A 12,654-nucleotide genomic window follows, 5' to 3' on the forward strand; every position below is an offset into this window, starting at 1 on the left:
GCCGATAATCGGGCGATATTGTCCGCTGCGGCCGGGCGTTCACCGCTCCCTCCCGAATGCGGATACCGCCAAGTTCACGCTCACCGCGACGATCGCGATGGCCAGGCTGGGCGCGAGCACCGCCCACGGGTTGAGCAGCATGCCAGAGGCGTTGTCGCGCACCATGACCGCCCAATTCGTCGCGCCGAGCGTTGTCGGCAGTTGCAGGAACGACGCGGTGCTCACCAGGTAGACGGCCTCGACGAAACGCAGGCCGAGCTGCGCGGCGAATACCTCGCGCAGATTGGGAACAACCTCGCGGAAAACCAAGTGCGGCAATCGTTCCCCGCTGGCCTGCGCACTCTCGACGTATCCGCTCGCGGCGACCCCGGCCGCTGCCGCCGCGAAAACCCGTGCGCAGTACGGAATGCCGAATAACAGCGCGACCACGACGAGCCCGTAGACTCCGGCATCCGGCCACGACGTCAGGACCAGCAGAATTCCGAGCACCACCGGAAGCAGAATGACGAAATCGGTCGCCGTCTCGATCCACCCGCCGATCCGCGGGCGCAAGGCCGCGACCGCGCCGAGCACGCAGGACAATCCGGTGACCAGCACCGCGATCACCGCCGCGAGCAGCAGCAGACCCCATCCGCCGTACAGCAATTGGCTGAGCACATCGTGTCCGAGCCGATCGGTGCCGAGCGGCGCGCCACCGCCGGGCGGCCCGAACGGAATCCCGATCGGCGTCTGCGCCGCATGCGGTGCCAGCGTCGGCCCGATCACCGCCAGCACCGTCACCAATACGGCGGGCAGCACGGTCAACCATCGAAACCACTGTGTGCCAGCGGGTTTCAGCGCACCGACGGTGCGCTCGACGGCACCGGCCGGCTCGACAGCGGTGGATTCCGCGGTCCGCCATCCGGATCGGCCATCCCTGTGGTCGTTCATCCGATACTCGCCACCTTCGGTGCCGAACCGCTGATCATTTACCGCGCATCCGGTTTCGTGGATAGTGCTCATCGACTCCCCCGCAGCGACCAGGCCCGGACCGCGTCGGCGAGCGCGAGCATGCACATGATCACCGTGCCGGACAGCGCGACCACCGCCGCGATCACCGAGACGTCCCGGTCGGCGACCGAACCGGCGAGCACGGCGCCGAGTCCGGGATAGTTGAAAATCGTTTCGACGACGAGCGATCCGCCGAGCACCATGCCGACGGTGGTCGCGAAACTCGCGACGATCGTCGGCAGCGCGAACGGCAGCAGATGCCGCAGAAGTACCGTACGCGTCGAAAGTCCGTCCAGCACAGCACTTTCCACGTGCGGAGCGCGAGCGGCGTCGGCGATGGCGGCGCGCACGACCCTGGTGTTCCAACCGATCTGCGGCAGTGCCAGCGCCAGCACCGGCAGCACGACCATATCCGCCCCGGCCGGGAATCCGGAGCGTCCGGTGATGGTCACTGCGGGCAGCCAGCCGAGGCCGAGCGCGAATACCAGGATCAGCAGTGTCGCGACGACGAATTCGGGCACCGCCACCGCCATCGTTGTCGCGGGTTGCAGCACCCGGGTGAGCACGGAACCGCCGCGCATCGCCCACCAGGAGCCGAGCGCCAGCGAGATGACGACGGTAAGCAGGATGGCCAGCCCGCCGAGCAGCAGCGTCGGCGGGAACTTGTCCGCGAGCAACTGATTGATCGGCATACCGCGCGCGGTGCGCCCGAAATCGCCGGTGGCGACGCCGGAGATCCAGTGCCAGAACCGCTGCGGCAGCGGCCGGTCCAAACCCAGCTCGTGCCGCTTCGCCGCCAACTGTTCCGGCGTGGCATCGCGGCCGAGCACCGCGCGGGCGGTATTGCCCGGCAGCAGTTCGACGGCCACGAAAACCGTTGCCAGCAGCGCGATCAGCAGGCCGATGCGCCGAATCAGGAGCCGTGCGACGGTGCCCACTACGCCAACCAGGCCCGTTCCAATTGCACCCTGGCGAAGCCGCCGAGGGTCGGCAGGTCGCGCACTCGGGAGGTCGCGATATCTACGCCGTCGGCCATGCCCCAGACGAGGTAGCCGCCGCGCTCGTACTGGATCCGCTGCACGTCCCGGCAGGCCTGGGTGTAGTCCGAATCGCTGCGCGCCGACAGCGCTTTGGCGGTGGCCGCGTCGAATTCGGCGTCTTTGAAGGCGGTTTCGTTGCGGTTGGACGCACTCGACATGAGGTTGTTCGCGTAGAACAGCGTGGAATCGTTGGTGCCCCAGGACACCGTGTACATCGGCGCCTTCAACCAGGTCTGGTCGTAGAAGACATTGGACTCCTGAGTGACCACCTCTAGCCGAAGTCCGATATCGGCCAGCTGGCTCGCGATCACCTTCGCCGATTCGACCTCGCCGGGCGCCTCGGCCTTGGTGTACAGCTGGTATGTGCGCCCGGTGTCGAAATTCGCCTCGCGCAGCAGGCTTTTCGCGCGATCGGTATCGCGGGTGCGCTGCGCGATGGATTTGTCATACACCGGATCGCCGGTGCCGAGGATATCGTTGGCGATCTGCCCGTAGCCCGAATGCACCTGGGAGACCAGCGCGTTGCGGTCCACACCCAGTCGCACCGCGGTGCGCACCCTGGCATCGGCGAACGGCCCGTCCGCCGCGCGCATGGCCAGTCCGAGCATGGTGTCGTCCGAACGCCGCACCACCCGCAGGTCACCGCGCCCGGCGGCGCTGCGGCCCGCGATCGCGCCGACATTGGACGCCAGGTCGATCTGGCCGGCGAGTACCGCATTGCCCAGCGCGGTAACGCTTTCGAACATGGTGACCTCGATGGCGTCCAGCAGCGGCGCCGGGCCGTGCCAGTGCTCGTTGCGCACCAGCCTGGCGTTGCCGCTCTGATACGACTCGAGCCGGAACGGTCCGGTGCCAACGGCTTTCGTGAAATCGGTGGTGTCCTTCTTGACGGTGAACGTCATCAGCCGGACCAACAGCGGCACTTGGGTGTTCGGCTCGGGCACGGTGAGCACCACGCGGTTGGGACCGTCGGCGACGATATCGTCAACGGCCACCGGCATTTTCGAGGCGCCGCCGACGGTGCGCAGCCTGCGCAGCGACCATACGACATCGTCGGAGGTGACCGGTGCGCCGTCGTGGAAGGTGGCGCCGTCGGCCAGGGTGAAGGTCCAGCGGCGGCGCTCCGGATCCGGCTCCCAGCTGCTGGCCAGCCGTGCGGCGACATTCGGGTTACCGCCGGGGACGGTAAGCGCGTCGTAAACCAGTGAGGTGATGAGGAAGTCGCTGTCGTTGCTGAGGTTGGCGTGCGGATCGCGCTCGATCCGGGCCGCGGCGCCCAGGGCGCCGACCCGCAGTGTCCCGCCGCGCCGCGCCGGACCCGGCGTTTCCGCCCCGTTCGAGCATGCGGCGAGCGGCAGCACCGCCCCCATGCCGAGGCTCGACCGGATCAGCTGCCGCCGACTGAAACCCATTGCGCTGCCTACCTCCTGGACGACCGATCGCCCACACCCGCCTACCTGAATCAGGAAAGGCTAGCCTAATGAGTCAGGTTTTCTCCACGCCTAGTGTTTCGGCAAACATTCAGCACTGAGCCCGATTCGCAATCATGCACTTCGGCTATTTCTGGGCGACTCGCTTAGGCAAGCCTTGCTTAACTCGCCACGACCGGCTAGCTTCGCAGATCGAGTCTTCACCCCCACTTCTCCACCCCCGCTGCGAAGAAGGGACTTTTCGGTGAAAAGCGTTCTCTCCGAACACAAGACGCTTCACCCAGATACCGTCGAACGTCGCGAGCTCTCCGCGGCCGCCGGCGCCGCGGTGCGCGAGCTCGCGCGGGAGATATGTACCACACTCGACGCTCGCGCCCAGGTCACCATGCCCGACACCGCCCGAACGCTGACCGATCCGGCGCTGCTCGAACAGATCGATGCGCGCGTCGGTGAACTTCCGGCGGAAATCCGTGCGACGCTGCGCCCGCCCGCCACCAGTGCGGGCGCCGCCATTGTCGGCCGATTGCCGCTCACCGACGCCGAATTCGGCCCCACCCCGCCGAGCTGGCGCGAGGCCGCGAGTTGGAGCGGCGATCCGGCGCGACGCGCGAGCTCATTCGAATTCGATGTGGTGATGCTGCTGCTCGCCCGGTCGGCGGGTGAGCCGTTCGGCTGGCACGGCCAGCAGGGCGGACGTTTGGTCAACAACATCGTGCCCGCCGCGGGCCACGAGAACGAGCAGTCCGGTGCGAGCAGCAAAACCCTGCTCAGCCCGCATACCGAGGATGCGTTCCACCCGGCGCGGGCGCATCTGCTGATGCTCGCCTGCCTGCGCAATCCGGAACTGGTCGGCACCACGGTGTCCTCGGTGCGCCGCGTCGAACTCTCGGCCGCCGAGCGCGCGCTGCTGCGCGAGCCGACCCTGCCCATCCTGCCCGACGTCTCCTACGGCACCGGACACGAAAACTATTCGCCCACACCGCTGCCCACGCTGTGGCACAACCCCGACGACGCCGAGACGCTGCGCTACGATCCCGCGTATACCCCCCTGGACGAGGCCGATCCGGAATTCCGGGCCGCTTACGCGCGCCTGACCGCGGAATTGGAGCGCGTCTGCGTCACCGCCGCGCTGGCGCCGGGTGAATTGCTGCTGGTGGACAACGACGTGGCCGTGCACGGGCGGGTCCCGTTCACCGCGCGCTACGACGGCACCGACCGGTGGCTCAAACGAGTGAATATCCGCCTGCCGCAACGGCGGCGGCGAAGTGAAGAAGCCGACGAAAATGGATATGGACAAACGATCGTTTCACCGTTCCGGGGAGGGCTACCCGCCGGACGGAGTTCTACAGAACGAGTTGCAGCTCATGATCGAGGACCCGTTGAACACCCGTGACCGCAGCACCCCATTGCGGGTGCTGAGCCGCAGCGACCTGGCCGCCGTGCCCATTACACCCGCCGATGTGGTGCATGCGGTCGAGGGCGCGTATCTCGCGCTGGCGGCAGGGGATTCGGATAACCCACGCAAGCTCAGCGTCGCCCATCCGGAGGGCTGGTCGGTCGCCTACGCCATGCTCGGCCGGGACGGTCGCCGCCGGGTGGTCGCGATGAAGACCTCGTACAAATTCGATCCCGGCCACGACCGCGCGACCAAGCGCTACTACACCACCATCACCCTCTACGACGACACCACCGGTGCACCGATCGCGATGATGGACTGCGCCCGCGTCGGCGCGCTGCGCACCCCGGCGGTTTCGGCGCTGCTGGTGCGCGAGACCGCGCGCCGCGGCGCGGAGAGCGTACTGCTCATCGGCACCGGGACGCAGGGCCGAAATGCGTTGCCGCACTTGCTCGCCGCCAATCCACAGCTGCACAAGCTGATGATGTACGGCACGCATCCGGAGGGGCTGGCCGCGGTGCGTGAACAGCTCGCCGAATACCATCCGCACGCGCTGCTGGAGATGGTCGAGGATCCGTACGCGGCGGCCGCGACCGCCGACGTCGTGCTCGCGACGGCGGGCCCCGGCACCGAGGTCGCGCTCGAATCCAGCCATCTCGCACCGGGTTCGGTCGCCGTGCTGGTCGGCTACGGGCTGGCGCCGTCGACGCTCACCGACGCCGATCGGGTCATCGCGACCAGCGCCGAGCAGATGACGCTCACCGGCACCGATATGGCCGGCCCCGATGGCAAGCTGCGCGCGGTGGACGCCGAACTCCCGCAGATCCTGAGCAGGCGCGCCATCGGCCGCGAATCCGACGAGCAGAAAATCTTCGTCTACAACAGCGGATTGGTGCTCACCGATATCGCCGTCGCGCACGCGCTCGCCGAGCGGGCCATCGCCGAGGGACGCGGCGTGGAGGTACCCCTGTGGGATTAGAGACCGGCGCCGTCGGGCGCAATGGCACGAAAGAGCCCGGCGGCACGTCTCCGATCTGTGCGGCGCCGATGCCCGCGCACCTGGACGAGTGGGAGCGCGGAGTCTTCGACGACCCGAATCTGTTGGGCGACATCGCATTCACGCTCGGCCGCCCTTTCCACCTGCTCTATCCGCAGCGGGTGGCCGCGAATATCCGCGATTTCCAGCGCGTCTTCGAGCGGGCCGGTGTCGAGGGCGCCGTCTACTACGGCAAGAAGGCGAACAAATCCGCGTGCGTCACCCGCGCGTGCGCGGAAAACGGTGCGGGCGTCGACGTTTCCAGCTCCGGCGAGCTGAGCGCCGCACTGGCCAACGGGATCCGGGGCGAGGAGCTGATGGTGACCGGCCCGGCCAAATCCGACGATCTGCTCTGGCTGGCCGCCCGGCACGGCGCGCTGATCGCCATCGACGATCTCGGCGAGTTGACACGGCTTGCCGCGCTGAAGGATTCGTCGCGAATCCTGTTGCGTGTCCTGCCGAAGGCCGCGACGAGCCGATTCGGGCTGACCGATGACGAAATCGGCAGCGCCATGGACTATCTCATCGACCGACGAGAAATTCGCCTGGAGGGATTCAGCTTTCACCTGTCCGGATACGATGCCGTCGCCCGCGCCGAAACGGCGGGCGAGCTGATCGACCGCTGCCTGCACGCGCAGACCCTCGGCCTGCCCGCCACCACGATCTCGATCGGCGGCGGCTTCGGCGTCGACTACGTCGCGGCCGAGGCCTGGGCGAATTTCACCGAGCACGCCGACCGCGACTGGTTCCACTCCGGTAAGAAATTCGATTCCTACTACCCCTACCACTTCCCGGCACCGGGCGCCGAAATGCTCACCGCCGTACTCGAATTCGATAATTTGGCGGATCGCCTGCGGGACAACACCATTCGCCTGGCCATCGAACCGGGACGAGCCCTGCTCGCCAACGCCGGATGCACCGTCTTCCGGGTGCAAGGCAGCAAAACCCGCTACGCACAGGGACATCCGTATCATCTGCTCACCGTCGACGGCACCAGTCTCAGCCTGTCCGAGCAGTGGTTCGAGAGCGAGTATCTGCCCGATCCGCTGCTCTGGCCCGCCCGTCCCGGTACCCCGACCCCCACCAGCATCGGCGCGGCCACCTGCCTCGACTCCGATATGCTCAGCTGGCGGCGCATTCCGCTACCCCGCGCCGCCGTCATCGGCGATCTGCTCATCTATCCCAATACGGCCGGCTACCAAATGGATTCGAACGAGTCGGCCTTTCACGAACTCCCGATCCCGCCGAAGGTCGTGCTGCACGCGACCGGGGACCGGTACCGCTGGACGCTCGAAACCGGATAATTCCGCCCCCGCCCAACGAAATCACACATCACACGAGGAGATCCTCCATGCCGCTCGTCACGCGTGTGACGGACCTGATCGGCCGCACGCCACTCTTCGAGCTGGCGACCACCGCGACCGGCACTCGGCTGCTGCTCAAACTCGAGCAGTTCAATCCCACCGGCGCGGCCAAGATCAGGATGGCGCGCGAGATGGTGCTCGACGCCGAGCGGCGCGGTTTGCTGCGCGATGGCGGGCATATTATCGAGTCCACGTCCGGGAATACCGGACTCGGCCTGGCGGTCGTAGCCGCCGAACGCGGGTATCGCTTCACCGCCGTCGTAGACCACCACGCATGTAAGGACAAACTGCGCGCGATGCGAGCAATGGGTGCGGAACTGGTGTTCGTCGCCGAGGAGGGCGACGAGGACCTGGCCACCTCGGCGCGAGAGGACCTGGCCGCGGCGATGGCCGCCGAACGCGCCGACGCCTACTTCACCGAACAGCACAACAACGACGCGAATGCCGTCGGCTACTACGCCGTGGCCGAGGAATTGCTGGCGGATGTGGAACGGGTCGACATCCTGCTGTCCGCGGTGGGCACCGGCGGTTCGCTGTTCGGCACCGCGACACGGCTGCGCCAGCTCGGCTGCGTGCCGTACGTCATCGGCGTCGAACCCGTCGGCTCGATCGCCTTCGGCGGGCCGGGCGGACCCTACTGGCAGTCCGGCACCGGCACCCCGCCCGGCGCCACCATCGGGACCGCCGTCGACTACTCGCTGCTCGACGAGGGCGTGAAGGTCTCCGATATCGCGGCCTTCGCCACCGCGCGTGCGGTCGCCGCCGAACTGGGACTGATGATCGGCGGCTCGGCGGGTGGTTCGGTGCACGCGGCGCTCACCAGGTTGGACGAATTCCCGCCCGGATCGACCATTGTCACGATCGTCTGTGATGGCGGCGAGAAGTACCTGGACACCGTCTTCGACGACGACTGGATGCGCGAGCGCGAACTCCTCGATCCCGCAGCGGAACTCGAAGTGCGCGAATTGCTCGGCCGCTATGCCCCGGCGGCGCGCAGGCCACTGGTGGACGCGCGATGAGGGCGGTCCCCCGGTGTCCCGCGAGACCGTGCGACACAGCGGTTTTCGAGTTCGACGCCGCGGCAGCGGAGGTCGGCCGGTGATCCTCTCGACGTTCCGCGGCGACGGACGGCGCCTGGCCGGACTCGCCACACCCATCGCGCTCACTCAGCTGGCCCAGATCGCGGTGTCCACCACCAATGTCGCGCTGATGGGCACGCTCGGCATGCGCGAGGTCGCGGCGGGCGGGCTGGCGATGGTGCTGTTCAACCAGATTCGCACCATGTGCGTCGGATTGATCACCGGCACCGGCAATCAGATCGCCAGCGCGACGAGTTCCGCTGGCAAGCGCGGTGTTTCGGCCGACCGGGAGATCCGGGACATCGTGCGATCCAGCTTCGTCATCGCGACGCTCGCCGGAATACTCGGCGGCGCAATCCTTATCGGCCTCGGCTGGTCGCTGCAGTGGCTCGGTCAGGACGCGGGCGTGCTCGCCGATGCCCGCCCGCTGATGGTGGCTCTCGCCCCCGGCCTGCTGCCCTGCCTGTGGTTCCAGGTGCTGCGCCAATACACCGTCGGCATGCAGCGCCCGCAGGCCCTGCTGCTGGTGACGCTCGGCTCGGTGGCGCTGAATCTGCTGCTGGCCCTTGCCTTCATCCGCGGCTGGGCCGGATTGCCCGCGCTCGGGCTCACCGGAATCGGCGTCGCCACCTCACTGGTCTTCCTGATCACCTTCGCCGTATTCCTGGCCATGATCCGCCGGGACGCGAAACTCGGTGCGACACTGCCGATCCGGCCGTGGCCGCGGGATACCGCCACCATCCGCGCCGAATTGAAGCTCGGCACGCCGATCGCGCTCACCTACGGTTCGGAGGCGGGCATGTTCTCGGTGCTCGCGCTGGTGATGGGCAGTATCGGGCCCGCGGCGCTGGCCGCGCACAATGTGGTGTATCAGATCATCTACATCGTCTTCCAGGTCGCGATCGGCCTGTCGCACGGTGCGTCGATCCTGGTCAGCCATGCCGTGGCCAGGGACGAATTCGCGCACGCGCGCGCACTGGCCTGGCTCGCGCTGCGCGCCGCCGCGCTCGTCGCGGTGCTCACCGGGGTGGTCTACGTCGTCGCACCCGATTGGGTGCTGCTGCCGTTCCTGCATTCGACCGACTCCGACACCATTCAGGTCGCGCACACCCTGCTGTTGATCGGCATCGTGCTCCAATTCTTCGATGCCGCACAGAACATCGGCACCGGATTGCTGCGCGGGCTGAAGGCGACCAACGCCGGTTTCCGGCTGTCGCTCATCGGCTACTGGTGCGTCGGCCTGCCCGTCGCCCTGCTGCTCGCCTTCCCCGCCGGGCTCGGCGCGGCGGGCGTTTGGTGGGGGCTCACCGCCGGGCTGGCCGCGACGGCGGCGCTCATGGTGCGGCGGTACTTCACCTTGCTCGGCGAGATGGACCGGGCGCGGGTCGCGGTCACCGCCGACGGCGAGCTGAGTCGGGCCTAGAACCAAGATCTGACACCGAACCCTCACCTTCCCGAAAGCATGTCGTCACCGTGCGTCGGGAATCCCGTCGGTAGCCCTTCGCTATTCTGGCGTTGGAATCGAAGCCAATGGCGGGCAAACCGCCGGGAGGGACGTTCGGGTCCGGTGCACATCTCCAGAGTCGCGGAGCATCCGCGGCCGGATCATGTTCTTTTCCACTTCAGCGACACCCATCTGATAGCCGGTGACGGTGAGCTGTACGACGCGGTCGACGCCGACCGGCGGCTGCGCCAGCTGCTCGCGCAGGCCCGGTCCAGCCGGATCAGCCCGACCGCGATCGTGATCACCGGCGATCTCACCGACCGGGGTGAGCCCGATGCGTACGACAAACTTCGTGCGCTGGTCGAGCCGGTCGCGCGGGAGCTGGGCGCGCCGATCGTGTGGGTCATGGGCAACCACGACGACCGCGCGACGCTGCGCGACCGACTACTCGGCGAGCGATCGTCCACCGCACCGTTCGACCGGGTGCACCTGGTCGACGGGCTGCGCATCATCGCGCTGGACACCACGGTGCCCGGCCACCACTACGGCGAAATCACCGACGCCCAACTCGCCTGGCTGGGCGAGGTGCTGGCCGAACCGGCCCCGTTCGGGACCATCCTCGCCATGCACCACCCGCCCGTCCCCTGCGTGATCGACCTCGCGGTTACCGTCGAGCTACGCGACCAGCGCCGCCTCGCCGACGTGCTCGACGGCAGCGATGTGCGCGCCATCCTGGCCGGGCATCTGCACTTCTCCACCTTCGCCAGCTTCGCGGGCGTTCCGGTCTCGGTCGCCTCCGCCACCTGCTACAGCCAGGATCTCGCGGTGGCGCGGGGCGGCCTGCGCGGCCGCGACGCCGCCCAGGCCTTCAACTACGTGCACATCTACCCGGATACCGTGGTGCACTCCGTTGTCCCGATCGATCAGGGCCGCACGGTCGGCACGCCGGCAACTCCGGAGGAAGCGGCCCGCAAATTGGCCGAGGAGGGCATCGTCATCCCGCCCGCGAGCCGCATCCCACATGTCATGCGGCACCGGGAGCCGACTCCGGAATCGGGTGACGAGGCGATGCGCTGATCCGCTCCCACGGCGCCGGATCCGGGAAGTAGCGGCGCAGGAACTCCGAAACCTCCTGCGTCCGTTCGGCTTCCGACACCTCGGGGAAGCTCCCGTCGTTGAGGCAAAAGAAGTCGACGTCGCGGCGCTTGGCCAATCCGGGCAGCAGCGCGAGCCCACTGCGGCTGGTGGTGTCCACGTACCGCACACGCGCCGACTCCTGTGGTACCGCGCGGCCGGTGAGCAGCGCGTAATAGTGGTACAGCGAGTTGGTGACGGAGATATCCGTCGCGGCGCGGAACCGGCTCGCCCGGGTCCGGGCGAAATCGGCGGCGAACTCCTCCTCCATCTCCAGTAATACGCTGCGCCGCAACGGAGCTGGCGTGTGTTCCAGATGCCTGGTGATGACGTGCCCGAAGCGCGCGGCGAGCAGTTCCCGATTCACCCGCGCGGCATTCTCGAATCCGCTGCGCCGCTCGTTGTTACGGCCCGGCCCGATCCGGGTGCCCGCCTCGATGAAGCGGCTCACCCCGCCGGGGGTGAAGAACATCGACGGACGCACCGGCCTGGCGAAGAACATATCGTCGTTGGAGTACAGGAAATGTTCGCTGAGTCCATCGATATGCTGCAGTTGGGATTCCACCGCATGGGAATTGAACACCGGCAGCCCGGATGTGTCGCTGAAGTGATCGATCGCACGGACGACGGTGACCTGCGGATGATCCGAAAGCCATTCCGGCACAGCCGAATCCGTCGCGATGAAGATGCGCCGCAGCCACGGCGCGTTCTTGTGCACCGAGCGCAGGGCATACTTCAACTCGTCGATCTGCCGGATCCGCGCGTCGGCGTCGTCACCCTCGCCGACCACGACACCTTCGAGCATTCCCGCACGGCGCGCGCGGAATTCGGGATCGGTGCCGTCCACCCAGGAGAACACGATATCGATATCGAAGCCGACATCGGTCGCCTGCGGTGCGAACATATCCACCAGCGTCGGCCAGCGCCGGTCGAACAGCAGCACCTCGGTGAATTCCACATCGGCGAGGTCGAAGACGGTGCGCGTCAACGCGTTCGGGCGCGGGCACGACACCGTGTCGCCGTGGTACTCCCACAGTTCCACATCGACGTGATGCGCCGGATCGGCATCGCGGCCGAGCCGGAATACGTTGTGCTGCACGTCGTTACAGCTGAATCCGGCGAGGACCGCGGACTTCAGCACGCGCCGCACCATGCCCGCCTGCGCCGCGTTCGCGGCCAGCACCAGGCGATGCCCGGTGTCGCGCACCAGCAGGAATGACACCTCGGCCGCCGCCAATTCGGCGCGCAGGTAGCCGAGGTCATCGATCATCGCCGCGGAAACCGCCAGGTTCCGGGCCACCGGGCGGGAAACCATATCCACCATGCCCGAATCCACCGCACCCATATCCACCATGTCCCGTCTTCCCATCTGTCCGAATTGCCGGAAATATCTATCGCGGGGCACCGCGCCAGCGATCCGACGCCCCGGCAACGTGTTTCGCATTGCCGAGGGGCCGCGCCGACGCGGTCGGAGTTAGGGATGGGGGATGGTGCCGCGATGCGAGTACGAACTCATCCGCCGAATAACAGACGATCGGATAACCATTCGTTTCACCTCACTCACGGCAGGACGCCAGTGGCGTCGTTTTCGGGTGTGGCGCAATTCACGCGCGCGACCGTCGGCCGGACGTACAACGAAGTGCGACACACAGGGGGCCGGACACACATCGGCCGGCGAATTTGGAGATGCCCCGAAGAAGGGCGCTCTAGGAATGATGCAACGGAGGTGGCCAGCCGTCAA

The 12,654-nt window shown here is 67.4% G+C and carries 10 protein-coding genes; 6 read left to right on the plus strand and 4 right to left on the minus strand.

Annotation, left to right across the window (positions count from 1 at the left end):
• Positions 1-39 precede the first annotated feature (39 nt).
• The 3 genes from LGY53_RS04440 to LGY53_RS04450 form a co-directional block, all read right to left on the minus strand.
• Positions 40-930, minus strand: a complete 891-nt coding sequence (locus LGY53_RS04440; protein WP_225725326.1) for an ABC transporter permease — start codon at positions 928-930, stop codon at positions 40-42.
• Positions 931-998: 68 nt separating this feature from the next.
• Positions 999-1,928, minus strand: a complete 930-nt coding sequence (locus LGY53_RS04445; protein ID WP_225725327.1) for an ABC transporter permease — start codon at positions 1,926-1,928, stop codon at positions 999-1,001.
• Positions 1,928-3,442 (minus strand): ABC transporter substrate-binding protein, encoded by a 1,515-nt coding sequence (locus LGY53_RS04450; RefSeq protein ID WP_225725328.1) that lies wholly within the window; start codon positions 3,440-3,442, stop codon positions 1,928-1,930. Before LGY53_RS04450 ends, LGY53_RS04445 begins: the two co-directional genes overlap by 1 nt.
• 262 nt (positions 3,443-3,704) lie before the next feature.
• Here LGY53_RS04450 and LGY53_RS04455 point away from each other — a divergent pair, with 262 nt between their 5' ends.
• The 6 genes from LGY53_RS04455 (at position 3,705) to LGY53_RS04480 (ending at position 10,856) form a co-directional block, all read left to right on the plus strand.
• Positions 3,705-4,853, plus strand: a complete 1,149-nt coding sequence (locus LGY53_RS04455; protein WP_225725329.1) for a TauD/TfdA family dioxygenase — start codon at positions 3,705-3,707, stop codon at positions 4,851-4,853.
• Complete coding sequence (locus tag LGY53_RS04460; RefSeq protein WP_225725330.1) at positions 4,825-5,835, plus strand: ornithine cyclodeaminase family protein; 1,011 nt, start codon at positions 4,825-4,827, stop codon at positions 5,833-5,835. The genes LGY53_RS04455 and LGY53_RS04460 overlap by 29 nt, the downstream gene beginning before the upstream one ends.
• 68 nt (positions 5,836-5,903) lie before the next feature.
• Entirely contained in the window at positions 5,904-7,196 is a 1,293-nt protein-coding gene (locus LGY53_RS04465; RefSeq protein ID WP_225725687.1) for an alanine racemase, read from the plus strand.
• A 47-nt stretch (positions 7,197-7,243) separates the two neighbouring features.
• Positions 7,244-8,275 (plus strand): PLP-dependent cysteine synthase family protein, encoded by a 1,032-nt coding sequence (locus LGY53_RS04470; protein ID WP_225725331.1) that lies wholly within the window; start codon positions 7,244-7,246, stop codon positions 8,273-8,275.
• Between the two features lie 79 nt (positions 8,276-8,354).
• On the plus strand, positions 8,355-9,758 hold the full coding sequence (locus LGY53_RS04475; protein WP_225725332.1) for an MATE family efflux transporter: 1,404 nt from the start codon (positions 8,355-8,357) through the stop codon (positions 9,756-9,758).
• A 144-nt stretch (positions 9,759-9,902) separates the two neighbouring features.
• Positions 9,903-10,856 carry a phosphodiesterase gene (locus LGY53_RS04480; RefSeq protein WP_225725333.1) on the plus strand — a complete coding sequence of 318 codons (954 nt, stop codon included), beginning with the start codon at positions 9,903-9,905 and terminating at the stop codon, positions 10,854-10,856.
• Here the strand turns inward: LGY53_RS04480 and LGY53_RS04485 are convergent.
• Positions 10,804-12,258 carry a stealth family protein gene (locus LGY53_RS04485; RefSeq protein ID WP_374111129.1) on the minus strand — a complete coding sequence of 485 codons (1,455 nt, stop codon included), beginning with the start codon at positions 12,256-12,258 and terminating at the stop codon, positions 10,804-10,806. The two genes, LGY53_RS04480 and LGY53_RS04485, sit on opposite strands and share 53 nt — an antisense overlap.
• Positions 12,259-12,654: the final 396 nt, after the last annotated feature.

It is taken from the genome of Nocardia sp. JCM 34519.1 (genome assembly GCF_020361265.1).
In the GTDB taxonomy this organism is placed as follows: Bacteria; Actinomycetota; Actinomycetes; order Mycobacteriales; family Mycobacteriaceae; genus Nocardia; species Nocardia arthritidis_A.